Annotated in this window: 32 protein-coding genes; 10 read left to right on the forward strand and 22 right to left on the reverse strand. The window is 35.1% G+C overall.

The features are described 5' to 3' along the window. Positions 1 to 396, forward strand: a complete 396-nt coding sequence (locus tag LPB89_RS12550) for a hypothetical protein (protein WP_230702132.1) — start codon at positions 1 to 3, stop codon at positions 394 to 396. Positions 397 to 604: 208 nt separating this feature from the next. Further along, positions 605 to 982 (forward strand): hypothetical protein, encoded by a 378-nt coding sequence (locus LPB89_RS12555; RefSeq protein ID WP_230702133.1) that lies wholly within the window; start codon positions 605 to 607, stop codon positions 980 to 982. Positions 983 to 1,097: 115 nt separating this feature from the next. On the opposite strand, the gene LPB89_RS12560 is transcribed toward LPB89_RS12555, so the two are convergent. From LPB89_RS12560 to LPB89_RS12570, 3 genes are all read right to left on the reverse strand, one after another. Next, positions 1,098 to 1,475, reverse strand: coding sequence for a hypothetical protein (locus LPB89_RS12560; RefSeq protein ID WP_230702134.1), 378 nt, complete (start codon positions 1,473 to 1,475; stop codon positions 1,098 to 1,100). Between the two features lie 62 nt (positions 1,476 to 1,537). After that, positions 1,538 to 1,924, reverse strand: coding sequence for a DUF3805 domain-containing protein (locus LPB89_RS12565; protein ID WP_230702135.1), 387 nt, complete (start codon positions 1,922 to 1,924; stop codon positions 1,538 to 1,540). A 280-nt stretch (positions 1,925 to 2,204) separates the two neighbouring features. Continuing rightward, the gene (locus LPB89_RS12570) at positions 2,205 to 2,408 is read right to left on the reverse strand and encodes a YqaE/Pmp3 family membrane protein (RefSeq protein WP_370635514.1); all 204 of its coding nucleotides are present in this window, start codon (positions 2,406 to 2,408) and stop codon (positions 2,205 to 2,207) included. Positions 2,409 to 2,732: 324 nt separating this feature from the next. On the opposite strand from LPB89_RS12570, the gene LPB89_RS12575 reads away from it, so the two are divergent. Continuing rightward, a complete protein-coding gene (locus LPB89_RS12575; RefSeq protein ID WP_230702136.1) occupies positions 2,733 to 3,524 on the forward strand; it encodes a DUF5995 family protein in 792 nt (263 codons plus the stop codon). A 226-nt stretch (positions 3,525 to 3,750) separates the two neighbouring features. On the opposite strand, the gene LPB89_RS12580 is transcribed toward LPB89_RS12575, so the two are convergent. Continuing rightward, positions 3,751 to 4,059, reverse strand: coding sequence for a hypothetical protein (locus LPB89_RS12580; RefSeq protein WP_230702137.1), 309 nt, complete (start codon positions 4,057 to 4,059; stop codon positions 3,751 to 3,753). Between the two features lie 169 nt (positions 4,060 to 4,228). Here LPB89_RS12580 and LPB89_RS12585 point away from each other — a divergent pair, with 169 nt between their 5' ends. The 3 genes from LPB89_RS12585 (at position 4,229) to LPB89_RS12595 (ending at position 6,189) form a co-directional block, all read left to right on the forward strand. Next, the gene (locus LPB89_RS12585) at positions 4,229 to 4,639 is read left to right on the forward strand and encodes a helix-turn-helix domain-containing protein (protein ID WP_230702138.1); all 411 of its coding nucleotides are present in this window, start codon (positions 4,229 to 4,231) and stop codon (positions 4,637 to 4,639) included. 254 nt (positions 4,640 to 4,893) lie between these two features. Beyond that, a complete protein-coding gene (locus LPB89_RS12590) occupies positions 4,894 to 5,721 on the forward strand; it encodes a GTPase domain-containing protein (RefSeq protein WP_230702139.1) in 828 nt (275 codons plus the stop codon). 3 nt (positions 5,722 to 5,724) lie between these two features. Then, positions 5,725 to 6,189: a hypothetical protein gene (locus tag LPB89_RS12595; RefSeq protein ID WP_230702140.1), complete on the forward strand. Its 465-nt coding sequence runs from the start codon at positions 5,725 to 5,727 to the stop codon at positions 6,187 to 6,189. Positions 6,190 to 6,396: 207 nt separating this feature from the next. Here LPB89_RS12595 and LPB89_RS12600 read toward each other — a convergent pair whose 3' ends face one another. From LPB89_RS12600 to LPB89_RS12610, 3 genes are all read right to left on the reverse strand, one after another. Continuing rightward, positions 6,397 to 6,804, reverse strand: a complete 408-nt coding sequence (locus tag LPB89_RS12600) for a hypothetical protein (RefSeq protein WP_230702141.1) — start codon at positions 6,802 to 6,804, stop codon at positions 6,397 to 6,399. Positions 6,805 to 6,807: 3 nt separating this feature from the next. Continuing rightward, complete coding sequence (locus LPB89_RS12605; protein ID WP_230702142.1) at positions 6,808 to 7,377, reverse strand: hypothetical protein; 570 nt, start codon at positions 7,375 to 7,377, stop codon at positions 6,808 to 6,810. 372 nt (positions 7,378 to 7,749) lie between these two features. Then, entirely contained in the window at positions 7,750 to 8,289 is a 540-nt protein-coding gene (locus LPB89_RS12610) for a hypothetical protein (RefSeq protein WP_230702143.1), read from the reverse strand. Between the two features lie 469 nt (positions 8,290 to 8,758). On the opposite strand from LPB89_RS12610, the gene prfA reads away from it, so the two are divergent. After that, positions 8,759 to 9,835 (forward strand): peptide chain release factor 1, encoded by a 1,077-nt coding sequence (gene prfA / locus LPB89_RS12615; RefSeq protein WP_230702144.1) that lies wholly within the window; start codon positions 8,759 to 8,761, stop codon positions 9,833 to 9,835. 594 nt (positions 9,836 to 10,429) lie between these two features. On the opposite strand, the gene LPB89_RS12620 is transcribed toward prfA, so the two are convergent. From LPB89_RS12620 to LPB89_RS12670, 11 genes are all read right to left on the reverse strand, one after another. Beyond that, on the reverse strand, positions 10,430 to 10,801 hold the full coding sequence (locus LPB89_RS12620) for a hypothetical protein (RefSeq protein ID WP_230702145.1): 372 nt from the start codon (positions 10,799 to 10,801) through the stop codon (positions 10,430 to 10,432). A 19-nt stretch (positions 10,802 to 10,820) separates the two neighbouring features. Then, a complete protein-coding gene (locus tag LPB89_RS12625; protein WP_230702146.1) occupies positions 10,821 to 11,204 on the reverse strand; it encodes a hypothetical protein in 384 nt (127 codons plus the stop codon). A 35-nt stretch (positions 11,205 to 11,239) separates the two neighbouring features. Continuing rightward, positions 11,240 to 11,524, reverse strand: coding sequence for a YtxH domain-containing protein (locus LPB89_RS12630; RefSeq protein ID WP_230702147.1), 285 nt, complete (start codon positions 11,522 to 11,524; stop codon positions 11,240 to 11,242). Between the two features lie 45 nt (positions 11,525 to 11,569). After that, entirely contained in the window at positions 11,570 to 11,722 is a 153-nt protein-coding gene (locus tag LPB89_RS12635) for a lmo0937 family membrane protein (RefSeq protein ID WP_230702148.1), read from the reverse strand. A 37-nt stretch (positions 11,723 to 11,759) separates the two neighbouring features. Then, entirely contained in the window at positions 11,760 to 12,407 is a 648-nt protein-coding gene (locus LPB89_RS12640; protein ID WP_230702149.1) for a porin family protein, read from the reverse strand. A gap of 40 nt (positions 12,408 to 12,447) precedes the next feature. Then, positions 12,448 to 13,014, reverse strand: a complete 567-nt coding sequence (locus tag LPB89_RS12645; protein WP_230702373.1) for a DUF4142 domain-containing protein — start codon at positions 13,012 to 13,014, stop codon at positions 12,448 to 12,450. A gap of 135 nt (positions 13,015 to 13,149) precedes the next feature. After that, complete coding sequence (locus tag LPB89_RS12650) at positions 13,150 to 14,934, reverse strand: CHASE3 domain-containing protein (RefSeq protein WP_230702150.1); 1,785 nt, start codon at positions 14,932 to 14,934, stop codon at positions 13,150 to 13,152. A gap of 9 nt (positions 14,935 to 14,943) precedes the next feature. Beyond that, entirely contained in the window at positions 14,944 to 15,393 is a 450-nt protein-coding gene (locus LPB89_RS12655; protein WP_230702151.1) for a response regulator, read from the reverse strand. A 22-nt stretch (positions 15,394 to 15,415) separates the two neighbouring features. Then, complete coding sequence (locus LPB89_RS12660; RefSeq protein WP_127336992.1) at positions 15,416 to 15,967, reverse strand: AraC family transcriptional regulator; 552 nt, start codon at positions 15,965 to 15,967, stop codon at positions 15,416 to 15,418. Positions 15,968 to 16,127: 160 nt separating this feature from the next. After that, on the reverse strand, positions 16,128 to 16,313 hold the full coding sequence (locus LPB89_RS12665) for a CsbD family protein (RefSeq protein ID WP_230702152.1): 186 nt from the start codon (positions 16,311 to 16,313) through the stop codon (positions 16,128 to 16,130). 104 nt (positions 16,314 to 16,417) lie between these two features. Continuing rightward, positions 16,418 to 16,891, reverse strand: coding sequence for a Dps family protein (locus LPB89_RS12670; protein ID WP_127336994.1), 474 nt, complete (start codon positions 16,889 to 16,891; stop codon positions 16,418 to 16,420). Positions 16,892 to 17,051: 160 nt separating this feature from the next. Between LPB89_RS12670 and LPB89_RS12675 the strand changes: the two genes are divergently transcribed. The 3 genes from LPB89_RS12675 to LPB89_RS12685 all read left to right on the forward strand — a co-directional run bounded on the left by LPB89_RS12675 (position 17,052) and on the right by LPB89_RS12685 (position 21,135). Next, a complete protein-coding gene (locus LPB89_RS12675) occupies positions 17,052 to 19,235 on the forward strand; it encodes a DUF5723 family protein (RefSeq protein WP_230702153.1) in 2,184 nt (727 codons plus the stop codon). Positions 19,236 to 19,349: 114 nt separating this feature from the next. Then, entirely contained in the window at positions 19,350 to 20,168 is an 819-nt protein-coding gene (gene pyrF, locus LPB89_RS12680; protein ID WP_230702154.1) for an orotidine-5'-phosphate decarboxylase, read from the forward strand. 166 nt (positions 20,169 to 20,334) lie between these two features. Then, complete coding sequence (locus tag LPB89_RS12685; RefSeq protein ID WP_230702155.1) at positions 20,335 to 21,135, forward strand: ABC transporter substrate-binding protein; 801 nt, start codon at positions 20,335 to 20,337, stop codon at positions 21,133 to 21,135. Between the two features lie 79 nt (positions 21,136 to 21,214). On the opposite strand, the gene LPB89_RS12690 is transcribed toward LPB89_RS12685, so the two are convergent. From LPB89_RS12690 to LPB89_RS12705, 4 genes are all read right to left on the reverse strand, one after another. Further along, positions 21,215 to 22,135, reverse strand: coding sequence for an AraC family transcriptional regulator (locus LPB89_RS12690; protein WP_230702156.1), 921 nt, complete (start codon positions 22,133 to 22,135; stop codon positions 21,215 to 21,217). 65 nt (positions 22,136 to 22,200) lie between these two features. Next, positions 22,201 to 23,211, reverse strand: coding sequence for an aldo/keto reductase (locus tag LPB89_RS12695; RefSeq protein WP_230702157.1), 1,011 nt, complete (start codon positions 23,209 to 23,211; stop codon positions 22,201 to 22,203). 901 nt (positions 23,212 to 24,112) lie between these two features. Then, a complete protein-coding gene (purU, locus tag LPB89_RS12700; protein WP_127337000.1) occupies positions 24,113 to 24,967 on the reverse strand; it encodes a formyltetrahydrofolate deformylase in 855 nt (284 codons plus the stop codon). 132 nt (positions 24,968 to 25,099) lie between these two features. Continuing rightward, on the reverse strand, positions 25,100 to 25,819 hold the full coding sequence (locus LPB89_RS12705; protein ID WP_230702158.1) for a DUF4197 domain-containing protein: 720 nt from the start codon (positions 25,817 to 25,819) through the stop codon (positions 25,100 to 25,102). Between the last annotated feature and the right edge of the window lie 36 nt (positions 25,820 to 25,855).

The following is a 25,855-nucleotide window of genomic DNA, read 5'->3' on the forward strand; positions in this document are numbered from 1 at the left end:
ATGAAATACATTTTAATACTATTATGTTTCTGCTCTTGCGGCAAAAACTCATATGAAAAGTTTAGTTATACCAAAAGTAATAATCCATGGATAACAGCCTATAAGGATAATGTTTTTTTCGCTTGTCTTAAGGAAAGCTATAAAAACGATTCTATTTATGAACTAATAGAGCAGAAAGATGCATTAAATCCATACGATGGTTTAAGTCTTAAAGCCTTGAATGAAACTAGAAAAATGGGACAGAACATTGTTAAGAACATGCCAAAACCTAAAATGTGTGAGAATTGTAAAGAAGGTGAAAATTATTATATGTCAAATTGTTTACATTATTATGCAAGCAGAGAATTAGACTCTATTGCAAAATCTGCTTACAAAGAACATTTAAAAAATGAATAATACATAATATGCTGTAAAGATGGTTAAAGCTTGATAAACTTGATACAAACATAAAACTGGCGATAATTAAAAAAAATAATTTACTGAAAAACATATTGAGTATAAGCTATAATAAATTAATATGAAAACCATAATCATTTTATTTTTTATTTCCAGTTTTGCTTTTTGTCAGGATATTAATCACATAAAAACGCTTGATACGGTTTATGTGGCATTTACAAAAGGAAAAAATCTGGAAAAAAAGATATATTCTGATAATTTCAGAGAATATACCTTGTCTTTAAATTCGAAAAAAGAAAATCGAACTGAACAATTACTATTTAGTAAACCAGATCGTAAAAATTCAATGAGTGAAAAAGGTTCTTTAAGAATTGATACCAGAATTGAAAACAAATCCTTTTTAAAAAAACATCAAAAAGATATAATTGATTTAGACTTTCTCAAAAATTTTACAGAAGAATATATTGTTTGCGAATTATTATCCCGATCACAAACGTTCTATATCATTGACCTCACCGAAAAGAAAAAAAGGAAAGTTGTTTTGTATAGCGTTTTTCTATTGAATTATTGTCCAATTGGGGAATGATTGTCTCTGCTGTGTGAAGTGTCCCAACTTCGTACCCGTTGCTATATTCCGTATAGAATAGTTTTTAATTTTCTTTGTGGCTTGTTGTATTGTAGTACTTTTAAGGCTGGAGATTTTATTCTAAATTATTCCAACCGCTCACATTAGCTTTTTTCAATTGTAATAATGAAAATAGGATTATCAAGCAAATCACAATGAAAATTGGCGACATAATTCTATTACTATTTAGTAATTGTAGTACAAATAATATTACACTAATAGTTAAAATACCCCAAAATCCTAATTTCACCCATCTAAAAAGCATTATGGAGAATATGATACCTAATAATCCAAGTGAGCTATGGATTAACATCATATCTTCTGAAATTTGATATTGAGCAATCTTAGACATTTCATCAGTTTTAAAGAAATAAAAAAGCGTGCTAAATGAATAAGCCATTATTAAATAAGTTAACCAAGCCGTTAAACATCCATGTCTCTGTTTCTTTTGCATTTTTATTTTATGTCTAAAGTTTGATGTAAAAAGTTTTTTTCGCTAATAACTTATAAATCTGTTTATTCCGGTTGTATTGAATCTATTATTTTATTGACTTTTATTAATTCCATTTTATTTTTTTGAGTTTCTTTCTCTGTCAAATTAATTGTAAATGAACAAATAAATATTTTGTCCTTTACAATTAAGTACCAGTAATACATAAAGTTTTCTTTCTCTGCTTCAGAATATTTTACACCTTCAAATCTATTTTGAGTTTTAAATTTTTCTGCTCTTCCTTTTAAAGCTTTTACTTCTGATTCAAATAATTCAGCGATTTTTTTTGTATCAGTTTTGATGGGAGTTATTCTTAGATTTCCTGTCCAGCCTGTTGTGTCAAAAAAAGCATTTGTATTTTTCTCATCTTCGTATTCAGCCCAGTTTTCTGGTAAGACAATTGTATATCCCAATTTAGAAACAAAAATATTATTGTTCGTTTTAGTATTACAACTCATGAATAATAGAAATAGTAATAGGTGATAGAATTTCATTTGTATATTTTATTTTATTCAGATTGTCTCTGCTGTGCGAAGTCTCCAGACTTCTTACCCGTTGCTATATTCCGTATAGAATAGTTTTTAATTTTCCTTGTGGCTTATTGGAGTCGGTACGAAGTCGGGAGACTTCGTACAGCGATCGTGATATTTTAAGAAGGAACACTTCGGAGAGCTGACGATATTCTTTGTTTTTTTAAGATTTGGTTTTTATCGCTTTTATTAGTTTTTTATTTCGTTTATCAGCTCTTGAATTTTGTAAAGAAATAACGGCCCAAATTGCTGCAGGAATCCAGCCAATTAAAGTTATTTGCAAGATTAGACAAATAATTGAAGTTACTATTTTTCCTCTCAAAAAGAAAGAAACACAGGGAAAGAAAATTGCAATTAATGTCATCATTTTTTTGTTTTCTGTAAATATAAAAAAAAATGCATGATTTTTTGCAGGGCTAGTTTTCAGAATCCAATTTCAGTTTTAGAAGTTTCAATAGCCTGCTGTGCGAAGTCTCCCGACTTCGTACCCGCCACTATATTCCGTTTAGAATGGTTTTAATTCTCTTTATTAAGAAAAAAACATTTCAGGCAGCCCGGAGTCTCCTCGCATCTAAAGTTTCTATAAGAATTAAAATAAAAAAAATAACAAGATAATTGCTTCAAAAAACACTCATCAAAAGATTAAAATAATTATATTCGTTCTTCTTAATTTAACTATAAACCACTATAAATGAGTATAAAACAAGCAGCGACTATAGCCGAAGTAATTCAGTTACTGGATGAAATAATAGAAAAATCAAAACTAGAGCAAAGCGCTATAGGTTTGTTTGCGATTTTATACCGTGAAGTTACTGTAAAAGTAAAGGAAGGTATTCGCGATGGTTCTTTTCAGAATGGTGAACGAATGGAAAAACTGGATGTCATTTTTGCCAATCGGTATTTAAAAGCGTATTATCAATATCAGGCCAAAGAAAAACCATCTGAATGTTGGGGATTTGCTTTTGAAGAGGCAGAAAAATTTTGGCCCATAGTGCTGCAGCATTTACTGTTGGGAATTAATGCACATGTAAATCTTGATTTAGGAATCGCTTCAGCCCAAGTCAGCACGGTAGAAGATATCGGGGATTTAAAATCCGATTTCGATCAGATAAACGCCATTCTGAGCAATTTGGTAGGCGGTGTCGAAAAATGCTTAATCAAAATTTGGCCAACGCTCACTATGATACTAAAATGGACCGGTAAAATGGACACCTTCTTTATTGATTTTAGCATGCAAACCGCAAGAGATGGTGCATGGAAATTCGCCAATGAATTTGTGGCCGTTCCCGAAAATCAAATAGAAGCCTGTATACAGCTAAGAGATCAACGAATCACAGAAATTGCCCGATTAGTGTCAAACCCCGGATATTTTGTGAGTGCCGTTTTCAAGTTCATTCGATTATTCGAAAGAGGAACTGTCGCTCAAAAAATAATGGATATGCAGATCATGGAAGAAAACAATATGGAATGTGCAGTTGCCTAATTTCAAACGATAGCTTTGTCTTTTAGGTATTTTATGCTCAAATCTGCCTTGTAAAGTCTTTTGCTGTGCGAAGTCTCCGGACTTTGTACCCGTTGCTATATTCCGTTTAGAATAGTTTTTACTTTTCTTTGTGGCTTATTGGAGTGGGTACGAAGTCGGGAGATTTCATACAGAGGTGGACATTTGCGTAGCTTTCATAAAGAACACTTCGTAGAGCGATGGTTTTTTAACTTTGCTTTATTAAGGGATACAATTCATCTAACAATTCCATTTCGTCATGGGGTAGCAATTTATATGCAATTTCTATTAGCAGCATAACTTCTATGCCCACTTCCGAGGGATCGTTTTTAAGAATCGAAATACTGGTTCTCAGCAGAGAAGAAATACTATGGCTTAACTCGCTGTAACTTGTAATTTCTAAATCGGTCTTAAAGGAATTAGTATTTTTAGCATCCGGTTGCAGCTTTGTAAAATAGTTCATTTGCTCTGCCAGCTCCAAAAAATGGAAGATTGGTTCATTACTTTTGTCTTTCATGGCTTATACTTTTAAATTAATTTGATATAAAAATCTTACTTTTGTTTAATTAACGGCAAGTAAGCCAGAGATTGCATGATATAAAAATATTTAGGTTTGTATGCAACAAATGGACTTTGTTTTTTACAAAAACCTATTTTTACTTTAAGAATTTTAATACCTTTGATTTATGAGCACAGCAGCAAAACCAAAACACATCGGAAGAAATATAACCCGGATCAGAGAACTAAAAGGCATGAAACAGGAAGCTTTGGCTATGGCAATTGGCGTAACCCAGCAGACGGTTTCTAATCTTGAAGCTAGTGAAACTGTAGAGGAAAGCAAACTTGTTGAAGTAGCAAAGGCTCTTGGTGTAACTGTAGAGGCTATTAAAAACTTTTCGGAAGAAGGGGTGTTTAATTATTTCAACACTTTTAATGAAACTGTTTCAGGTAGTAGTTTCGGAAATGGTACATATAATAATGAATGTACTTTCAATCCTCTTGATAAAGTCGTTGAATTGTACGAGCGTTTGGTTCTGGCTGAAAAAGAATTGGTTCAGGCCGAAAGAGAAAAGGTGGAATTACTGAAAGGGAAATAATACTCAAATGAGTCTTTTATAAAAAATGTGCAAATGTCTGTTTTGACTTTTGCACATTTTTTTTTAAAAATCTGCTGTGCGAAGTCGGGAGACTTTGTACAGCGATCGCGACTTTTAAGAAGGAACACTTCGAAGAACTATGGCTCGCACTCGCGAGGAGCTTTGCAAATAAAAAAGCACTCACTATTTTTCATATACATGTTAATATTGTTTTTTAATAAGCAATTTAAGTATATTTGAAAAAAAACTAAAGAATGAATTGGAGCGAATTATTGCCAACGGTTTTAAAGTTACCTATTAATATTTATAAAAATAGAGTACTGATACAAAAGTTGTGGAAGAAATTTCAAGTATATTGTAATTCAGGAAATACAGATATAGTGATTTTAGGTAGGCCAGCAGTTGGAAAATCTTTATTTTGTTCACATTTATATGGTGAAACTACTAATTTAGGATATGATTTACCTAGAACCTCAAAAGATGTGGAGACAAAAGCAATATCTCTAGGTAATTGGGCAGAAATAGTTAGAGTCATTCCGGGACAAGGAACAAGAGAGCGAATTGCTGCTCTCGGAAGTATATTTGAAGCGGAACAAGTCCCAGATGGAATTATTTATGTAGTCGATTGGGGATATACCGATCCTCGTGATAGTGTTGTTAAAAAAACGATGATTGATGAGGAACAAATTGATACTATCGAGAAGTTACGTGAATTTAATCTTAACATAGAACTTGAGGATTTTGCAGAAGTTTTAAAATTAATAAAGGAAACTTATGTTAAGAGGAAAGGTCCCAAGTGGATAATAATTGCTGTTAATAAAGTTGACTTATATTTTGATAAAATAGATGATGCTGAAAAATATTATAATTTAGGGAATAATAGTCCATTTGCAAAACTTTTGGAAGAGACTTTAAACCATATTGGTAAACTAAATATAAAATGTAAAGTTATACCAATATCATCTTGGCAGTCTGATTTACAATGGAATGAGGAAATTGTAAAAACAAACATTGGAGGGATAGAAAATGTTAAGGCATTAACACTTAATTTTGTTAATGAAATTGCTGAATTTAATTCTTAAAATATGGATTTAGAAAAACATAAACAAAATGAGCTTTATGATTTAGTTGAAATCGCGGAAAAAAGTTCTGCTAGTGCAAAATTTTATTCTGAAAAGATTAATACTTATAAAACATTTATAGTTCTTTTGACAGCAACTATTGCTATATCAGGACTATTGTTATCTTTTGATATTTATAAATTTAATCAAACTTATTTGTTAGGAATTATTAGTTTTCTAATTATAATTTTTACTCTTTTGTACATGAACTTATTTAGACAGTTAACTAAGTTTAGAGATGAATTGAGAATTGAGAATGAAATTTTGTATAAATTAATTGAAATGATTTATGAAGTTAAAAATGTTAATAAATATAGATTAAATATGACAATGATGGAACTTGCAATTATTGAAATGCGTTTGCAAAGAATTAAATTCTCAACAAAATACAAAGAAAATACTTATTCAGATAACTCTTTGAAGTTGTAAAAGTGATTTTTCCTCTGCTGTGCGAAGTCTCCCGACTTCGTAACCGTTGCTATATTCCTATAGAATAGTTTTTACTTTTCTTTGTGGCTTATTGGAGTGGGTGCGAAGTCTCCCGACTTCGCACAGCGATCGTTACTTTTTATAAGGAACACTTCGGAGAGCTGGTTACTGAAACGAGTACGAAGTGGTGAGACCTTGAGTGATATATCAATTTCTATTAGGGTTAATACTTTTCATTTTTCTATAAAATTTGGAAGCAATAATTATAATATTTATTGTGAGAGAAATCATAAAAATTGTTACTGCGATATATGACGTTGATATGGTATCATATTTAATTTTTTCAAATTTGACAGTACTAACGTTATTATAGCTGGTAATTACTAATTCTATGGCTTTTGGAATAAATATAGCAGTTAAAAATATTGATGACAATAATAAAGGAATGAGCTTAGTTTTTAATATGATCTTTGCCATAGCATAGTTAGCCTTGTCATCGTCTTTAAAATTATTTGGCTCCAAATTGAGTATTTCATTAATTGACGAGTAATATGTACCAAATAAGGTTGTCAATATTGCCAAGAGTAAACTGCTTGCGGATATTAAATCTGACATTTTTTATAAGATTGGTTGAACATTAAAATGCTGACAAAGTTTTAAATAAGACGAAGTTTTGATAACATAGGTTGAAATTGTTCCTCTCTCTTTTTCAATTATCGGTAAACTTGTATCTATACTTCCAAGTATCCTATTTAGTTCATCTTTAAAATATTGATTTTGGATTGATATTTTATAATCATTACCATTAGCCATTTTTGTTATACTTTGGACTTCTTCTTTTACAGAGCTTGTTATAGTTTCTTTAAGATCATATTGATATTTCGACATAATTGATTTTATAAGAGCCCTACTTTCAGTTGCTGTAACTTGAAATAAATCGCATATTTTTTGTTCATCCGGAATCTTACCGCTGAAAAAATATTTTATAAAAATAAAAAGTCGAAATTCCATTATGTCTCGGCCACGAGTGAAAACTTTTTGACCAAGAATCATTTTACGATATTCTTCAAAAGAAGCCTGAGCAACCTTATTTAATTTATCGTTTAATTCTGCATCATTACAATGAAGTATTGATTTTAATAAATTTTCTTCGCTTACTTCTGTAGTAATGTTGAATTTAATTTCCATACTATTTAATTATTTTAAAGGTTTTATATAATTTTAGTAAACAAACATCGTCTTTAATCTAAACTAACCACCACGTAAAAACACCTGATTTTATGTAGAATACTTTTTGCTAAAAGTAAATCTCTTTAATCAAATGCTTTTACGGAAATCCATAAAAGCCCATTAAAAACCCAAAAGCCCTAACCCTGATAGCAGCGGCATCCTTTAGGCAACCAAAAACATCTAAATTATAAACAAAATATTCCGCCTAAAATGATATAGCGGATAGCAGAAAGAAGCTCATAAAAAAACTGCCCAAAATATCTTTCAACTTTGAGCAGTTTGCATTAACTATGCTTTAATTTAGGTGAGATTGGTTTGTTTTGAGGTGTTTTATATTTTTTTCCATTTTCCTTTTCCGCCACCAACAACACCTCCTCCACCAATGGCAGGGCCAATAAAACTCCCTACAATACTTCCGTTGTACATCCAGAATACCTGAAGAAGTCCAGCTCCGTATGAGCCGCTAAAAACTTCGAAACTCATTTCAAGATCCCCGGGAGAATTCCAGTACGTACCCCATGGACCACCACCTCCGGCAGTTACCCCTGCAGCGCCAAATCCCCAAAAACTGGTTTCAAATTGGTAGTCGCCGTCCATGAATGTAATTTTAGCATCAAAACGGCCATAGACCACTCCAAATGTTACGGCAACACCACCGCCATACCACGGATTTTCAGGAGTTTCTTCAGATTCCTGAATAGCATTTAGTTGCTTTTCTTCAAATTCGGCAATCTTATTCGACAGCTCTTCTGAAGGAACCCCCAAAAGTGATTCATGAAAACGACGGTACTTTTCAATTTCTCTTTGCTGTGAGACCTCAGCTCTTGATTTGTACAGATCAATACTTTTAATACCTTCTTTGTAATTCATAATAAATAATTTAAGATTTTCCTACTCTATTATCAATAGGCTTTTCGGATTCCGCCTTATAATAATTTGTAATTATGAAATATCGTGTAAGTTTAATAGTACTTAGTCTACGCGCGACTAATTAAAAAAGATAAGGCGTAAAATTGGATTGTAGGTTCTTTCTGGCTTAAATTTGAATTTCAAAAATAAGAAAAATTGTATATAATTTACATTTTTTAATATTTTATTTTGCCTTAATACGCTGTTTTGTAGTGTGTTGTGGTTTTTGTTGTGCTTTTTTGTACAAGTACCGATATGTTTTTTTGTAGGGAACAAAAATTGATGGTCGGGCAAACAGAATGTAACTTTTTTAAAATTTTAATAGCATATCTCTTCAACCGGGAAACAGCTCCTAAAAACACAAAAAATCAATACTAGAATTTTAAACAAAAATTTCGTAAATTTGCACTCCAATAAAAGGAATTAGAAAATGTTAGATAGACTTCAAATAGTAAAACAACGTTTCGACGAGATTTCGGACTTAATTATCCAGCCGGATGTTATTTCGGATCAGAAACGTTATGTACAATTGAATCAAGAGTACAAAAACCTGAAAGCATTGGCTGAAAAGCGCGATGAATACGTGCTTTTGATGGCTAATATAGATGAGGCAAACGAAATTATTGCAGACGGAAGTGATCCGGACATGACCGAAATGGCCAAAATGCAGCTGGATGAAGCAAAAGAAAGATTGCCGGAACTTGAGGAAGAAATCAAGTTTATGCTGATCCCAAAAGATCCTGAAGATGCCAAAAACGTAATGGTTGAGATTCGCGCCGGAACGGGTGGGGATGAAGCCAGTATCTTTGCAGGAGATCTTTTCAGAATGTATACCAAATATTGCGAAAACCAGGGTTGGAGAACTTCGGTGGTAGATATGAACGAAGGTACTTCGGGAGGTTTCAAAGAGGTAATCTTTGAAGTTTCGGGTGAGGATGTATACGGAACTTTGAAGTTTGAAGCCGGAGTACATCGTGTACAACGTGTACCTCAGACAGAGACTCAGGGTCGTGTGCATACCTCAGCAGCTACGGTAATGGTTTTACCGGAAGCGGAAGAGTTTGATGTACAAATTGATATGAACGATGTCCGTGTCGATTTCTTCTGTTCGTCAGGACCTGGAGGGCAATCGGTAAATACAACGAAATCTGCCGTACGTTTAACGCACATTCCTACGGGATTGGTGGCGCAATGTCAGGATCAGAAATCACAACATAAAAACAAAGATAAAGCACTGAACGTATTACGTTCCCGTCTATACGAACAGGAACTGGCCAAAAAAGAAGCCGAAGATGCTACCAAACGTACCTCTCAGGTAAGTTCGGGTGACCGTTCGGCTAAAATCCGTACGTACAACTACGCTCAGGGTCGTGTAACCGATCACCGCGTTGGTTTAACACTTTACGATCTAGGAAACATCATGAATGGTGATATCCAGAAAATTGTTGCCGAATTACAGTTGGTAAACAATATGGAGAAACTGAAGGAAGCTTCAGAGGTGTTTTAATTTGAGGTTCTAAGGTGCTGAGTGGCTAAGGTTCTGAGGTTTTGCTTCAGAGGTGCAAAGGAACAAAGGTTCAAAGGGACAAAGTCTTAGATGCTGAGACTGAGACTGCCACTGCGACTTAATAAAAAAAGAGAGATTATTTCATTTCTGAAATAATCTCTCTTTTTTTATTAAACCCTTTGCACCTCTGTCCCTTTGCCACTCAGAACCTAAAAAAAAAACTTAGAACCTTAGCCACTCAGAACCTCAGCCCCTTAAAAATAAAAAAGAGACTGTCTCAAATGAAACAATCTCTTTTTCTTATTTCTCCTAAAAAACCTCTGTACCTTTGGACCTTTGCGCCTCTGTACCTAAAAACCTTAGAACCTAAGCGTCTTAGTACCTCAGTACCTTTAAAGTTAACCAGAAGAAAAATATATAGTGACGGATATTAACTGTTTAACCGTTTGTTTATAAAACGTATAAAGCAAGTTAGATACCTAAAAATACTCTCGTAAATTCAAAACATTTATATAGGTTAGAGTACATGTACACACCGTTCTTTAATACTATTTCGCTTAACTTTTCCATAATAAATAAATTTAAGTCAGACACTTACTCTTGTGATGATTCATAATGTGATGATTCTTCTTTCGAATCCTCATGATGTGGTTTGGAAACTAAATTGGTAACGACGAGCTGTAAAACAGATCCCAGTATGCCTTTGAAAATAGAGTCGCTTTTTCCGACTATAAATCTTTTGGCCAGGTATCCGATTCCGATACTCATTGCCGATTGCGCCAGGTTGCTTTTAAAGCCAACGGTTTCGTTGATTTCTTCGACGGTGTTTCTGATAAGATTGAGAGGTTTCAGATTTTCCTTTATGTCATCGATCTCCTCTTTTATCGCACACCATTCTTCGTCCTGTCGATTTTCCAATAGCTGAATCCTCTGATTTAATGTATCAATATTGTAAACAGTTTCCATAACAGTTTTTTTTAATTAATTAATTTAAATCAGGAGTGATTTCTTTTTTAGTTTCTTCTTTTAAAATGCTGGAAATAATCATATTTCCTATAGGTGTTTTGATAAGACTGTATTGTGCTTTATGGAGCACAATGGCTACAATCAGGTAAAACAACGCTATGATAAAAAAACCGTAATAATATTCACCCAGTTCTTTTCCAATCCATAAACTAAGTCCGATATTAAGAAACAAGGTAAAAAATGCAACAACAGCTCCAACCGCAATTCTAGATGTAACGGTAGACAATGCGTCTGCCGCAGCTGATATAGTTTTGAGTTTAATTAATTCTAAACTCGTTTTTGTATAGTCTTCTGCTTTTTCATAAAGATTTAAGTTCTCGTTTGTTGTTGCATTTGTTTCCATGATAAAGGTATTTTAGGATTTAAAAAAGTCACTTTTTAATAGTTCGTTTTTACAGTTTTTGCTTCATCTTTAATAGAATTGAAGTCTTCTTTTGCAGCGTTGAATTTTGCTTTTCCTTCATCGATAATATCTTTACCGTTTGAAGTAATAGTGCTGATAATTCCGTCTACTTTTGTTTTTAGGTTATCTCCGTAATCTTTAGATTTATCTGAGATTTTTTTTCTTGTATTTGAACCTTTGTCCGGTGCAAATAAAACTCCTAAAAATGCTCCCGCCGCTGCGGCTCCTAAAATTCCTAAAATTGTGCTACTAGTTTTCATAATATTTGATTTAATGGATTAATATAAATTTGATTTTAATGTGATTTAAATATCGCGACCTTTGATAAGTCTGAAAAGGATCGCAATGATTGCAATTACCAATAAGATGTGTATTACACTTCCAAGGCTGTAAACAAAGAACCCAAGGGCCCAAAGAATAACAAGGATTACTGCGATTGTATATAATAAATTTGACATGGTCTTATTATTTTAGGGTTAGTTTTTAATTTATTTTTTAGTTTAATTTATACGATAAGTATAGTGTTAAATTGCTGTTTTTTGCATCCGGAAATGTATAAGTAGTTCCTGCAACAGTTCTTTCTTTACCAACAGTTGTTAAACCGTAGTTGTAACGTACACCAATACTTACCGGGCTGAAGTCAACTCCAAGACCTGCAGACAGACCAGCGTCAAATTTGTTAAGATCGTCTGTGTCTACATCTTCGTTAAAGTCGAAATCTCCACTTCCTGTAACTTTAGAACTTACCAGGTAAGAAGCATAACCACCGGCCTGAATGTTAAAGTTTTTAGTCACGTTTACACGTACTAATAAAGGAAGTTCTATATAATTTAATTTGAATTTTGCATCTCCTTCTGCGAAAGCATTGTTGTATTCTAACTTAGCACCTTTTGTAGTAAATAAAAGCTCTGGCTGAATAGCGATATAATCTGATATTGGTAATGTAGCGTATACACCGGCATTAAAACCATATAATACATTGTTGTCGTCCGGATCGTTGTTGTCATCATAAAGGTTTGACATGTTGAAACCACCTTTTACACCAAATTCTGTGGTTACATTTTCACTTTGTGCGTGCAGCGCTCCAAATGTAGCGGTCATAAAAAGTGTTACGGCGAATAATAATTTTGATTGAATTTTCATAATTTTAAATAATTTAGTTAATAATGGACATTACGGGCATTTAATTAATTTGTTCTCTAATTTGTGCTGCTTCCCTAAGCAGCTGGTAATCCTCGGGCAAATACTGTAATACCAATTTTAAAATCATCTTATCATTTGTATCTTTGGAAATCGATTCGAATAACTTAATTTGTCCGGCTAATGATTCTGCAATAGAATTCATGTAAGCTTTATTGAAATTGTTGTCATTTCTATCGATTCGTGCATATAAATCCTGTTTACTGTCGGTATTTATATCTGCAACAATCACTAACCTGTTATTGGCCATTTTCATTACATCCTGTAACAAAAGATTTTGTTGATTTTCTAATCTCTTACTGATTTGCCAAATTTTACTTTCTGAACTTTCATGTTGGGCAATCTGACTTTTCGCAATAATGGACTTACTGATATTTGCCGTCGCAATTAAAAAATAAGCTTCACTATGTTCTTTGTCACTTTTTATAAAAACTTCATTTTTTAAGGTTGTTTCTATCGGATTATTTTCTCTGCAGGATGTGCATATTATAATGATCAATAAAAAAAAGATTCTCAAAATTTTTGTTTTTACTATGGGTTTTGCTTCCATCAATTACTTCATAAAGTATTACATTACAAAGATGCTAACGAAATGATTATTTTACTTTACAGCATAAAAAAGAAACGTTATATAATTCCCATAATGGATTTATATAACGTTTTTAGGTGTGTCTTTTTGTAGGATTTATTCAGGAAGGAAAACCGTGAATTCCGAGCCTTTATCGGGGGTGCTGTCTGCTATAATGTAGCCCTTGTGGTTGTCGGTTATTTTTTTGCAGATGGCCAGTCCAATTCCTGTTCCGGGATAATCGGTTTTGGAATGCAGACGCTGAAAGAGTATAAAAATAGTTTCTTTAAACTGCGGATCAAATCCCATTCCGTTATCGGTAAAAGTGATTTTATGGAATTTTCGGGTATTCTGATCCAGTAGTCCGGGATAATCTGAAGAATTGACTTTTTCGCTTTCAATATGAATTTCAGGAATGGTATCCGGACGGCTGTACTTTAATGAATTTCCGATCAGGTTAATAAAAAGCTGTTCGATCTGATACGGTATAACAGCCAGTTTTGGCAATTTGGAAATCGTGATCACTGCTTTTTTCTCATCGATAATTTCCAGTAATTCAGATTTGGCATTTTCGGCCAGTTCATTCAGATTGGTTTTGATGAATTCCTTTTTAGTCGTATTGGTTCTTGAAAACAAAAGTAAGTCGTCAATTAAAACGCGCATTCTTTTGGCGGATACTTCAATTTTATGAAGGTAGTCTTTTGCGCTGTCAGACAGTTCTGCTTTATCGGCCGAAGAAATTCTCGAGATGAAGGTCTGGATTTTTCGAAGCGGTTCCTGCAGGTCGTGACTTGCCACGTGATTGAAAGAAGCCAGTTCCTTATTGCTTTTTTCCAATTCATCGTTGCGTTCCTGCAATTCGATATTCAGCAAATGCTCATCTGTAATGTCAAAATTGATTCCGAGTAAGATATTCCCGCCCTGCTGATCGGTCAGTAATTTTCCGGTTGATTTGAAATACCTGATTTCACGATCGGCACGCAATACCTTATAATAAATAAACGGAAGTTGTTTTTTAGTCAGGATACCTTCCATAGAAGCGGCAATGGCTTCCTTGTCATCCGGATGTACAAAATCCAGAAAAGTTTCTTTTTCGGGAGTAAAGGCATTTGGTCTTTCTCCCAGTAAACGATACTGGTTGTCGGAATAGTCAATTTTCTGGGTATCCAGATCCCATTGCCAGGTGCTGAATTTACCAATAGCTTCGGATTCAGACATTAATCGGGAAGAGATCAGCAGTTTTTTATTGAAAACCTTAAGGCGCTGAATGTCCCTGCTGATTTGTCTGTAAGCCAATAAAATAAAAAGTAAGGCGGCGAGAAATAGGGAAATTGAAAATACCGGGCTTAGGGAAATTTCCTGATCGTAAATTTTAAGTCTTCTGTCGAGATATTTTTTTTCAATATCGTTCATCTTGTCGACCTGAAAACGAATGTTTTCCATCAGGATCCGACCGCCAAACATATGATTGTCGAGTTTTCGTTTATCATATGTTTTGGGATCGCTGTATTTAAAGCAGTTTTCAAAAGAGGTAAAACGCTGAATGATTAGTTTGAATAATCTTCGAAGGTTTTGCTGTTGTACCGGATTGTCTGCCGTAAGTTTTTTTAAAGTAATAAATGAAGTGTTGACCTTGTCGCGTGAATACGTATAAGGTGCCAAAAAACGATTGTTGCGTGTTATGATATAACCCCTTTGTCCTGTTTCGGCATCTTTTATCGCAGACATTAATCTTTCTAACTGAATATTTATCTCATACGTATGCATGACAAGCTTACTGGATTCGTTAAGATCCTGGTTGTGTTTGTATGCAATTGAGGAAAGAAATAACAGAATGAAAACTGCAATAACAAAAATAACTCTCAATGAGTTTGAAGCATTAAACCTGGGTACCCATTTCATGCAATGTTATTATTTTAGGCGCAACAAAAAATTATCACGGTTCAGACCAGATGTGTGATAGTGCCAATTTAAGGTAACGACTTCATTAATAATTTTTTTCAAGGTATTAAAATCACTTGGTTTTTTGATATAAATATTGGCCCCTTCAATAAAGGTATCTTCTATATCTTCTTCAGAGGACGAAGTAGAATAGATGGCAATAATTATATTTTTAAGATGCTCGGTTTTTTTGATTTCGATCAAACATTCTTTTCCTGTTTTTTTCGGCATATTCAAATCCAGAAATAAAATATCCGGTAATTTGACATCCGGTGTCATCAGGTGTTCCATGAGTTGAAGACCATCGTGGACAAATGTAACTTTGGTTTGAACTCTTACTTCTTCAAAGGCATCTTTAAAAAAAAGTCTGTCATCCTCATCGTCATCAGCGAGTAAAATGTGTAATGCGTTTTTTTGCATTGATTTTAGTGGTATTTAGGTTTTATTTTAAATTTTCTCTTCTCTTTTTTATAATCCTCTGGAAAGCCGATGGCGTTATTCCGGTGGTGTTTTTAAACTGTGTACTCAAATGGGCAACACTGGAGTAATTCAGTAAAAAAGCAATTTCAGTCAGGCTCATCTCATTGACTAACATCAATTGTTTGGCTCGTTCTATTTTCTGCAAAATGATGAAATTTTCAATAGAAGAATAGGTTACTTCCGAAAAAACATTCGATAAATACCCATAACTATGATTTAGTTTCTCTGCTAAAAAAACAGAACTTTTAAAATTATTGTTATCATCCATATAAACAAGTTCGATAATCGCGTCCTTAATTTTTTGGACTAAAACGCTTTTTTGATTCTCAACAACTTCAAAACCAAAAGGGGCCAGTTTACTTTTTAAATTGTCAAGACCCTCAACATCAAGGTTTTCGTCCAATTCAATTTCGCCAAAACCTAATGTGCTAAAATTCATGTTTTCCTGTTCTAATTTTTCTTTCAAAAAAAGAGTACAAATTGTGTTGATGTCGAACTTTATAAATAGTTTCATAGGGATTAAAATAGGGTTAAAGATAATTAATTTTTTCTTGGTTTTTGGGCTTATAGATTTAATTAATATTTAGAGGGTCCGGAGTTGTTATCTGACTTAACCAAAAAAATACCGTCTAGCTTAAAGTTTAGACGGTATTTTCTCTGGGTCAAAAAAGGTTTTACAATTCTGATAACATTTGCTTAAATTCTTCCTTAGTCTTACCTAATTTTTGTTGAAGTCTTCCGTACATTTCGTCTTCTTTTCCTTCTTCATGCAATAGGTCATCATCTGTAAGATCAGCATATTTTTGTTTCAGCTTCCCTTTAATTTCGTTCCAGTTTCCTTTTATTTCTGTAGTATTCATGATATTTTTTTTTAATGATTAATAGTATTGTAAAATTGCAAATTAATCATTGATGCGCTCTTATATCAATTCTCCAGAATGTTTTATAATTCACATTTGCGCCTTTAAACCTGATAACGTCTCAGGATCCACGCCATTTTTTCGTGCTGTTGTAATAAACCGGTAATAAAATCGGCAGAACCTATATCGTGATTGTCGTTCTCAAATGCAGGGATGTAATCTCTGAATTCCGTAACCAGTTGTTCGTGGTTTTCCAGAAGTTCCTGCAGCATATGTTTTTGCGATGCGTATTCTTTTGGTGATTCTTTCAGGGTAGAGTTTTCGATAAACTCTTTCATCGTTCCTATTGTTTTTTCACCTAACTGACTAATGCGTTCGGCTACTTCGTCAATGTTGTTTTCTAAAATTCTGTACTGGTCCTCAAACAATTTATGCAGTTCCATAAAACTGTTTCCTGAAATATTCCAGTGAAACTTTCTGGTTTTTACATATAAGGTCATTTCGTTAGATAAAATCGTGGCTAATATTGTGGCACTTTTCTTTAGGTTTTTTGTAGAAATTCCAATATTCGGGCTCATAGTTGTTTGATTTACGGTTTTTTACAAAAATAAAGCAGAGGTCGGTTTTATATCTTACATAATTTATAGAAGATGTTACATGAATTCAATGTTGCGGTAACATCTTAATGGATCATTTATTGTAGTTTTGCCGCAAATCAAACTAAAACCCCCTTGTTGAATGAAAAAACAATTACTCATTTTATTACTTATTACCGCCTCATTTACTGTAAAAGCCCAATCCTATCTGGGGTATTTTCAGGACAATTATGCCGGTGTGCAAAGTGTTCTTTTTAACCCGGCTTCTATAGCCGACTCTCGTTTTAAAACAGATATTAATATCTTTTCCGTAAGCGGGTCGGTACAAAATGATTTGTACGGCGTTAATGTTTTTGATGTGTATAAAGACGGTTATGATTTGGACCGAGATGCGAAAAGAACTCCCTCTAATGCAAATAACGGCCGTGCCAATTTTGATATCATGGGACCCTCTTTTATGTTCAACATAGCACCAAAACATACCCTGGCGGTATTTACAAGAGCCAGATCTGTAAGCAATGTCAGAAATGTAAACGGATACCTTATTGATCAGGTGAAAAACGGACTGGATCAATCCGGTAATTTTAACTACAATGCCGGAAACGTAAACGGAACTTCAAACACCTGGGGTGAACTTGGAATTTCGTATGCTGCTGTTTTGTACCAGAAGAACCAGCATTTCCTGAAAGGTGGTATAACAGCCAAGTATCTGCAAGGCGGTGTAAACGGATATGTACAGGGAAAAGATGTTAAGGTAACCTACCTTGAAAATACAGCTAATCCCCAGGCAGGTGTCCTGGCATCCACCGGAGAAATCACAATAGGAGCAAGCCAGGATTTTGAAGCCAAAGAAGACTATGATTTTGATTCCGGTTCAAGAGGATTCGGTTTGGATTTCGGACTTGTTTACGAATGGAGACCTGATTACGACCAGTATGATATCAGCAGGGCAACACCTGCGGACAATAATTTCAGGGACTTAAACAAATACAAAGTCCGTTTTGGATTGTCGGTGACAGACATCGGATCTATCGATTACAGAAATGCAAAACAGGATACCTATAATGTAACCGGTGTTGTAACACAGCAAATGATAGACGATATCGATAATATATACGACTTTTTAAACGAGCATTATACGAAAACGTCTACTTCGAAAGGAGCAAAGACCAATTTACCCACCGCGCTTCACGCCGATGTGGACTGGAACATGTACAACAAATTCTATCTGAATCTGAATGGAGATATCAATATGGTTTCTGCCAATAAAATTAACGGTTATGGTATTGCAGACCGTGTAAGCCTGACACCGCGTTACGAAAGCAGATGGTTTAGTTTTTACGTACCGGTAACCTGGATGGAATATAGCGGAATGCAGGTGGGTTCCGGAATTCGTGCGGGAGTATTCTTCATAGGTTCAGGATCTATTCTTAGTAATGTAGTTTCGAAAGAATCTAAAGGAGCTGATTTCCATGTAGGAATGAAGATTCCCGTATATGAAAAGAAATTTAAAGATACAGACGAAGACGGTGTTATCGACAAAGAGGATGCCTGCAGAAAAGTAGCGGGACCGGCAGAAAATAACGGTTGCCCGTGGCCGGATACAGACGGCGATAAAGTTTTTGATAAAGACGATGCCTGCCCGGATACAAAAGGCCCGGCAGAAAATAAAGGTTGTCCGTGGAAAGATACCGACGGGGATACTTTATTAGACAATGTTGATGCCTGCCCTGCAGTGGCAGGTCCGGTTGAAAATAAAGGATGCCCTTGGCCGGATACTGATAAAGACGGTGTTTTGGATAAGGACGATGCGTGTATTGATGTTCCGGGTCTGGTTGAAAACAAAGGCTGTCCAATTTTAGATACAGACAAAGATGGTCTTAATGATAAAGAAGATGATTGTCCGTTACTGGCAGGTCCGATAGCGAATAAAGGTTGTCCCGAAGTTTCGAAAGCGACTTTAGAGCAATTGCGTGTAGAGGCAAAATCGATCTTTTTTACTACAGGTAAAGCTACCCTTAATGCTGCCAGAAAAGAAGAAACATCGGGAAGACTGGACGCTATTAAAGAAATATTGAAGAATTATCCAAATGCTAAATTTGCGATTAACGGTCATACGGATAATGTTGGGAATGCAAAAGCCAATCAGAAATTATCAGAAGCCAGAGCAAAAGTAATCATGGATCTTTTGATTGAAAAGGGCGTAAATCCTGCTAATTTAACTTCTCAGGGATTTGGCGCTACAAAACCGGTGAAGTCAAACAAAACCGCTTCAGGAAGAGCTGAAAACAGAAGAACCGAAATTGTTTATTTAGGGAATCTGTAAACAGTACTGAATATAATACCAAAAAGCCATTCTTAATTGAGTGGCTTTTTTTATTTTTGCATACTTCTAAAAAAGAACGGCTTCTTACCAAGTAGAAGAATTAAAAAAACAAGAATGACTACACAACAACTACACGAACAAATTCTTCTGAAAAAATCATTTTTATGCGTTGGATTAGATCCTGATTTAACGAAGATTCCACCTCACTTATTAGAAACCGAAGATCCTATTTTCGAATTCAATAAAGCCATAATCGATGCTACACACGATTTAACGGTAGGATACAAACCCAACACGGCTTTTTTCGAAGCGTATGGTATAAAAGGATGGCTTTCGCTTCAGAAAACGATTAATTACATCAACGAAAAGCACCCCGATATTTTTACCATCGCCGATGCCAAACGAGGTGATATCGGAAACACTTCGAGCATGTACGCCAAAGCTTTTTTCGAAGATTTAAATTTTGACAGTGTAACCGTTGCACCATATATGGGAAAAGATTCTGTGGAGCCTTTCCTGGCTTTCGAAAATAAACATACCATTATGCTGGCTTTGACTTCTAATGAAGGCGCTTTCGATTTCCAGACTTTAACAACAAACGGAAAAGAGCTGTACAAACAGGTTCTCGAAACTTCCAAAACATGGAAAAACAGTGAAAACCTGATGTATGTGGTAGGGGCAACCAAGGCAGAATATTTTGCAGACATCCGGAAAATCGTTCCGGACAGCTTTTTGCTGGTTCCCGGAATCGGCGCTCAGGGCGGAAGTTTGTCTGAAGTATGCAAATACGGAATGAATGCTAAAATCGGCCTTCTGGTCAATTCTGCCAGAGCGATTATCTACGCTTCAAACGGAATTGATTTTGCTGAAAAAGCAAGAGAAGAAGCGTTGAAGGTGCAGCAGGAAATGGCATCGATTATTGGTGCTAAATAGTTTTTTGTTTCAGGTTTAAAGTTTCAGGTTGCTTTACTTTGAACATAATTTACCGCAATGGGTTTACAAAGAAAAAGCTTTGCGTTCTTAGCGTAAAACCTTGCGTTCTTCGCGGTTAAACGACATGAAACCTGAAACAAAGAAAACCCGAAACAAAAAAAATTAAATGAAACAATTCTCAGATCAGCTTGGCACCTTACATTCTTTTGCAACGGCGCCAAAACGTATTATTTCGTTGGTACCTTCCCAAACCGAATTATTATATGATTTAGGTTTAGAAGAAAAAATCATCGGAATCACCAAGTTCTGCGTGCATCCGTATCATTTAAAGTCGACAAAGAAAGTAGTGGGCGGCACAAAGAAAATCCACTTCGAAAAAATAAAACTGTTGCAGCCGGATATTATCATCTGCAATAAAGAAGAGAATACCGCTGAGATTGTAGCACAACTCAGCACCATCTGTCCAGTTTGGGTCACCAATATCGTGACCATCGAAGATAATTTCCAGATGATTTCAGATTTTGGTCAGGTCTTCAATTGCAGAACCGAAGCGCAGAAATGGAACAACAAGCTGGCCTTTGCTTTAGATGATTTCAAAAAATACATGGCCGATATTTCAGTGAAAAAAACCGCTTATTTTATCTGGAAAAACCCTTTTATGGTGGCGGGAAAGGATACGTATATCAATGCGTTGTTAAAACTCAATCATTTTCAGAACATTTACGAAGACAAAGGGCGCTATCCTGAAATAGAGCTTAAAAAAATGCGTCTGGAAGGCGATCCCGATTTGGTTTTATTATCCTCAGAACCTTATCCTTTCAAGGAAGAAGATGCTTTTGAAATCGGACGTTTTACGCATCACGCCAAGACAGTCTTCGTAGACGGCGAAATGTTCTCCTGGCACGGAAGCCGGTTATTAAAGGCTTTTCCGTATTTTAAATTGCTGCACGAAAGACTAAGGGATTAAATTCCAATTTTTTGATTGTGGTGATTTAAACGCGAAGTTTGCAAAGTTTTTTATTTCAGGACCTTGCGGTTAGATGAATCTAATTAAACGAACTTCTGAATTCTAAAGGCGAAAGATTGGTTTTGCTTTTGAATAATTTGTTGAAGGACTGCGGATACTCAAAACCCAATTGGAAAGCGGTTTCACTGACACTTAAGGAAGTGGTGGTGAGCAGCTCTTTTGCTTTGGCTATAATTTTATCGTGAATATGATGCTGTGTACTTTGGCCTGTTAAGGACCGTAACATATCGCTTAAATAATTAGGGGAAACATGCAGTTCATCAGAAATATAGGATACAGTTGGTAAACCCAGTCTTTGTACTTTATCACTTTCAAAATAATCGGATAACAGATTTTCCAATTGGCTTAGGAGCGTATTATTGGCACTTTTTCGTGTAATAAATTGCCGGTTGTAAAACCGGTTGCAGTAATTAAGAAGTAATTCGATATGCGAAACCATCACATCCTGGCTAAAAGCATCGATAGAAGAACAATATTCCTGTTCGATATTTTTCATGATCCCGGTAATCATGGTTTGTTCTTTTTCAGAAAGATGGAGCGCTTCACTCACATCATACGAAAAATAGCCGTATTCTTTTATCTTTTTTGCCAAAGCATAATTCTGAATAAAATCTGGATGTATGACCAGCATGGCACCATAGACGGCACTGTCTACACTCACTTCGGTCGAAATCACCTGTCCCGGAGACATAAAAGTCATGACCCCTTCATCAAAATCATAAAAATTTTGCCCGTATTTCATTTTTCCGGTAAAGCCTTTTTTGATGCAAACGGTATAAAAAGAATAGACCACACTTTTTAAATTATCATCAAAATGACAGGTAATCTGGCTCAGATCGACAAAACTCACTAAAGGGTGTTCCGGTTTTGGAATTTTCAATAACGAATGCATTTCTGAAATCGAATGAATGGTGTAAGGCGTGTGGACTTCTTTTTTCATAGCAAAATAGTTAAAGGAAAAGTACAGGAAAAGCTACCGTAAAGATAACCTTTCCTGTTGATTTTTTATTGATCAATTCCGGCCATATTGGCTTCATCATATCGGGCGCCGGTTATGGTACCGAGCGGAATAATATTTTCTAAACGTTTCATTTCGTCTTCCGTCAGAATCATCTGGGCGGCTGCAATGTTTTGCTCCACGTATTTTACCCTTTTAGTTCCCGGAATTGCCAGTATGTTTTTAGAGGCAATCCACGAAAGGGCCAGCTGTGAAGCGGTAATTTGTTTTTCTTCCGCTAATTTTTCGATTTCCTTTACCAGTTCCATATTTTTCTGAAATTGCGCTCCCTGAAAACGCGGAATGCTTTTTCGGAAATCATTGTCAGGAAAATCATCCGGACTTTTGATGTCTCCGGAAATAAAACCCCGACCCAGCGGTGAGTAAGCGACAAAACCAATTCCCAGTTCTTTCAGTGTATCCAGAATACCGGATTCCTCAACGCTTCTTTCGAATAAAGAATATTCTGTCTGTACGGCTGTTAAAGGATGAATCTGATGTGCCTTGCGAATTGTTTCCGATGACACTTCAGACAATCCGATATAGCCTATTTTACCTTCTTTAACCAAATCCGACATCGCTTGTACCGTTTCTTCAATTGGCGTATTAGGATCAAGGCGGTGTAAATAGTACAAATCGATATAGTCGGTGCCTAAGTTTTTCAGGGAACGCTCAACGGCTTTTTTCACATATTCCTTTTTCCCATTAAATTGCCAGGTAAGCTGTTCGTTATCATCAATCTCATAACCAAATTTTGTGGCGATAGTATAGGCGTTTCGATTGCCTTTTATGGCTTTTGCAATCAGTCTTTCGTTAAATAAAGGCCCATATAAATCGGCTGTATCCAAAAAGTTACCTCCCAGTTCGAGCGAACGGTGTATAGTAGCTATTGCTTCGGTTTCATCGGCTTTTCCGTAAATATCCATTCCGGCAATCTGTGTCATTCCCATGCAGCCCAAACCAATATTCGGAACAATAAGTCCCTGATTTCCTAATTTAAATTTTTGTATTGTACTCATAAGTGCGATTTTAAATTTTAGCTCAAAAATTAATACAGCAAAGATCTGACAACAATAGTTTCAGAAAGTATCTAAATCTCGTTTAGTTGTATCCAGAATGAATTTTAACCGCTAGGCAATTTAACCACAAGGCAATTAACCGCAAGGCACGCAAAGGTTTTTTATATATGGGACGTCTTATAAAACGCAAAGTTCGCAAAGCTATGTGATAACCTTGCGAACTTTGCGAAAACCTTGCGTGCGTTGCGTTTAAATATCGCAAAGTAAATCAACTTGAAACTTTAAACCTGAAACAAAAAAAACAAAAATGATTTACCGCAAAGCACGCAAAGAATTTTACAATGTAGGGTTTTATTAAAACGCAAAGTTCGCAAAGCTATGTAACATAAACCTTGCGAACTTTGCGAAAACTTTGCGAACCTTGCGGTTAAATATCACAAAAGTAAATCAACCTGAAACTTTAAACCTGAAACAAAAAAAAACAAAAACTAATACAAAAAAAGAATGCCGGCATCTCGAAGACGCCGGCATCATTTAACTAACCAAAACCAAAATAATAAATAACCAGTTTATTACATTACAAAGATCAGACATATATGAATCTGATGCTGTTAAGGTTTTGTTATTACTTTGTTGGACATAAGTTAAGATTTTTGAATATTTATTTATAAAGATTCTCCACTTCTTTATAAAGTTTAATTATTATAATATAACGACAAACAGTTTTATTTATGAATATCCAAAAGCTTTCTCATTATGTATGCTAAAATGCTAAATGTCAAAAATATAGGTCATGATAAAAATTAACAATTGAATGAGGAAAACCGTTCAAAATGATAAAACCCGACAGGTTTTAAAAACCTGTCGGGTTTGTTTTTGTTAAAGTGGTCTGTTAAATTTTCTAAGAGAAAACTACCGTTTTATTGCTGTAAACCATTGTTTTACGTTCTGCATGAAGTTTGATCGCGCGAGCGAGCACAATTCGTTCGAGGTCGCGGCCTTTCATAATAAAATCTTCAACAGAGTGAATATGCGAAACTCTCGCAATATCCTGTTCGATAATCGGGCCTTCATCTAATTCTTCGGTGACATAATGACTCGTGGCCCCAATAATCTTCACACCGCGTTTAAAAGCCGAATGATATGGTTTTGCCCCCGGAAAAGCAGGTAAAAACGAATGATGGATATTTATGATTTTATTCTCGTAAAGCGAAATCAGTTTTGGGGTGATAATCTGCATATAACGCGCCAGAACGATAAAATTAATCTGATACCGGTTGAGTAATTCAATTTGTTTGGCTTCACCTTCTTCCTTATTGTCTTTTGTAAAAGGTACACAGTGAAACGGAATATCAAAACGCTCTGCAATGGATCGCAAATCATTATGATTGCTGATGATCACCGGAATTTCCACATTCAGCTCATCAGCACTGTAACGCCCCAAAATGTCAAACAAACAATGATCGTATTTGGATACAAACAAAGCCATTTTCGGCTTTTGTTCCTGATTGTACAAGTCCCAGGACATATTAAAATCCGTGGCAATGGTTTGCCTGAACTCTTCTTTTATGGCTTCAATGCTGCTGTTGTAGTGGGTCAGTTCACATTCGAGACGCATGAAAAAAACATTTTGCTCCACATCAACATGCTGGTCGATATAAATAATATTTCCTTCGACTTTGGCGATAAAAGTAGTAACTGCAGCGATAATTCCTTTTTGGTCTTTGCAGTGAATCAGAATTGTTATTTTTTGCATTTCGGTTTATAGGGTTAATCGGTTAATCGGTTAATCGTCTATCTGGTTAATCGCTTACTAGTTGCTTGTTAAATTGTTATCCCGGCCATCCCGATTTAACAAATAACCGACTTAACGGTTAAACAGTAAAAATTATTTTCCGTCCTGCATGGCAAAAACACTTTTTAACAAAGGTGTTGTTCTTGCGCTGATATTGTTACGGATTTCTTTTTCTTCCACGGCAATCATTTTAAAGACACCTAATAAAGCCTTGTTGGTCGTGTAATCGGTCAGATCAGGGTTTACTTTCTTAACCAAAGGGATGGTATTGTATTTATTGATGATTTTAGTCCAAACCACATCGGCGCCTACTTTTTCGAACGAGCTTTTGATTACCGGATTAAATTTTCCGTACAAAGCCGTTGTCGTACTGTTTTGCAGATAGCTGGTGGCAGCACTGTCGTTTCCTAACAAAATATTTTTCGCATCAGTAAAAGACATATTTTTTACTGCCGAAACAAATATTGGTGTGGCTTCTTTTACGGCATCTTCTGCAGCGCGGTTCAACACTTTGATTCCTTCATCGGCAAGAGAGCTTAATCCTATTTTTCGCAAAGTAGCATCTACTTTTTGTAGTTCTTCCGGCATTAAGATTTTCACGGCTTCATTTTTGTAAAAACCGTCAACGGCCGTTAGTTTACTTACCTGTTGTGTAATTCCTTTATTTAAAGCTTCTTTTAGACCGGAAGCAATGTCAACACCTCCAACTCCTGGAAACTGTGAGGATAATTGCGGTAACTGGTTTAATGTCTGTTGTACCTGGGCACAGGAAGTAAGCGAAAATGCGAGTGCCAGAATGATAATCTTTTTCATTTATTGGGGATTTATTAAGTTTCAAAAATACTACTT

Source organism: Flavobacterium sp. ENC (assembly GCF_020991415.1).
Taxonomy (GTDB): domain Bacteria; phylum Bacteroidota; class Bacteroidia; order Flavobacteriales; family Flavobacteriaceae; genus Flavobacterium.

What these genes read in the sequence shown, in the direction of transcription:
- LPB89_RS12580 (WP_230702137.1), bottom strand. Translation starts at nt 4,059, where the DNA reads ATGAAAGACAAAAGTAATGAACCAATCTTCCATTTTTTGGAGCTGGCA.
- LPB89_RS12550 (WP_230702132.1), top strand. Translation starts at nt 1, where the DNA reads ATGAAATACATTTTAATACTATTATGTTTCTGCTCTTGCGGCAAAAAC.
- LPB89_RS12625 (WP_230702146.1), bottom strand. Translation starts at nt 11,204, where the DNA reads ATGGAAACAAATGCAACAACAAACGAGAACTTAAATCTTTATGAAAAA.
- LPB89_RS12585 (WP_230702138.1), top strand. Translation starts at nt 4,229, where the DNA reads ATGAGCACAGCAGCAAAACCAAAACACATCGGAAGAAATATAACCCGG.
- LPB89_RS12570 (WP_370635514.1), bottom strand. Translation starts at nt 2,408, where the DNA reads ATGATGACATTAATTGCAATTTTCTTTCCCTGTGTTTCTTTCTTTTTG.
- LPB89_RS12670 (WP_127336994.1), bottom strand. Translation starts at nt 16,891, where the DNA reads ATGAGCCCGAATATTGGAATTTCTACAAAAAACCTAAAGAAAAGTGCC.
- LPB89_RS12645 (WP_230702373.1), bottom strand. Translation starts at nt 13,014, where the DNA reads ATGGAAGCAAAACCCATAGTAAAAACAAAAATTTTGAGAATCTTTTTT.
- LPB89_RS12630 (WP_230702147.1), bottom strand. Translation starts at nt 11,524, where the DNA reads ATGAAAACTAGTAGCACAATTTTAGGAATTTTAGGAGCCGCAGCGGCG.
- purU (WP_127337000.1), bottom strand. Translation starts at nt 24,967, where the DNA reads ATGCAAAAAATAACAATTCTGATTCACTGCAAAGACCAAAAAGGAATT.
- LPB89_RS12690 (WP_230702156.1), bottom strand. Translation starts at nt 22,135, where the DNA reads ATGAAAAAAGAAGTCCACACGCCTTACACCATTCATTCGATTTCAGAA.
- LPB89_RS12665 (WP_230702152.1), bottom strand. Translation starts at nt 16,313, where the DNA reads ATGAATACTACAGAAATAAAAGGAAACTGGAACGAAATTAAAGGGAAG.
- LPB89_RS12705 (WP_230702158.1), bottom strand. Translation starts at nt 25,819, where the DNA reads ATGAAAAAGATTATCATTCTGGCACTCGCATTTTCGCTTACTTCCTGT.
- LPB89_RS12660 (WP_127336992.1), bottom strand. Translation starts at nt 15,967, where the DNA reads ATGAAACTATTTATAAAGTTCGACATCAACACAATTTGTACTCTTTTT.
- LPB89_RS12640 (WP_230702149.1), bottom strand. Translation starts at nt 12,407, where the DNA reads ATGAAAATTCAATCAAAATTATTATTCGCCGTAACACTTTTTATGACC.
- LPB89_RS12650 (WP_230702150.1), bottom strand. Translation starts at nt 14,934, where the DNA reads ATGAAATGGGTACCCAGGTTTAATGCTTCAAACTCATTGAGAGTTATT.
- LPB89_RS12695 (WP_230702157.1), bottom strand. Translation starts at nt 23,211, where the DNA reads ATGAGTACAATACAAAAATTTAAATTAGGAAATCAGGGACTTATTGTT.
- LPB89_RS12590 (WP_230702139.1), top strand. Translation starts at nt 4,894, where the DNA reads ATGAATTGGAGCGAATTATTGCCAACGGTTTTAAAGTTACCTATTAAT.
- LPB89_RS12610 (WP_230702143.1), bottom strand. Translation starts at nt 8,289, where the DNA reads ATGAATTACAAAGAAGGTATTAAAAGTATTGATCTGTACAAATCAAGA.
- LPB89_RS12685 (WP_230702155.1), top strand. Translation starts at nt 20,335, where the DNA reads ATGAAACAATTCTCAGATCAGCTTGGCACCTTACATTCTTTTGCAACG.
- pyrF (WP_230702154.1), top strand. Translation starts at nt 19,350, where the DNA reads ATGACTACACAACAACTACACGAACAAATTCTTCTGAAAAAATCATTT.
- LPB89_RS12560 (WP_230702134.1), bottom strand. Translation starts at nt 1,475, where the DNA reads ATGCAAAAGAAACAGAGACATGGATGTTTAACGGCTTGGTTAACTTAT.
- LPB89_RS12635 (WP_230702148.1), bottom strand. Translation starts at nt 11,722, where the DNA reads ATGTCAAATTTATTATATACAATCGCAGTAATCCTTGTTATTCTTTGG.
- LPB89_RS12620 (WP_230702145.1), bottom strand. Translation starts at nt 10,801, where the DNA reads ATGGAAACTGTTTACAATATTGATACATTAAATCAGAGGATTCAGCTA.
- LPB89_RS12675 (WP_230702153.1), top strand. Translation starts at nt 17,052, where the DNA reads ATGAAAAAACAATTACTCATTTTATTACTTATTACCGCCTCATTTACT.
- LPB89_RS12600 (WP_230702141.1), bottom strand. Translation starts at nt 6,804, where the DNA reads ATGTCAGATTTAATATCCGCAAGCAGTTTACTCTTGGCAATATTGACA.
- LPB89_RS12655 (WP_230702151.1), bottom strand. Translation starts at nt 15,393, where the DNA reads ATGCAAAAAAACGCATTACACATTTTACTCGCTGATGACGATGAGGAT.
- LPB89_RS12575 (WP_230702136.1), top strand. Translation starts at nt 2,733, where the DNA reads ATGAGTATAAAACAAGCAGCGACTATAGCCGAAGTAATTCAGTTACTG.
- prfA (WP_230702144.1), top strand. Translation starts at nt 8,759, where the DNA reads ATGTTAGATAGACTTCAAATAGTAAAACAACGTTTCGACGAGATTTCG.
- LPB89_RS12595 (WP_230702140.1), top strand. Translation starts at nt 5,725, where the DNA reads ATGGATTTAGAAAAACATAAACAAAATGAGCTTTATGATTTAGTTGAA.
- LPB89_RS12605 (WP_230702142.1), bottom strand. Translation starts at nt 7,377, where the DNA reads ATGGAAATTAAATTCAACATTACTACAGAAGTAAGCGAAGAAAATTTA.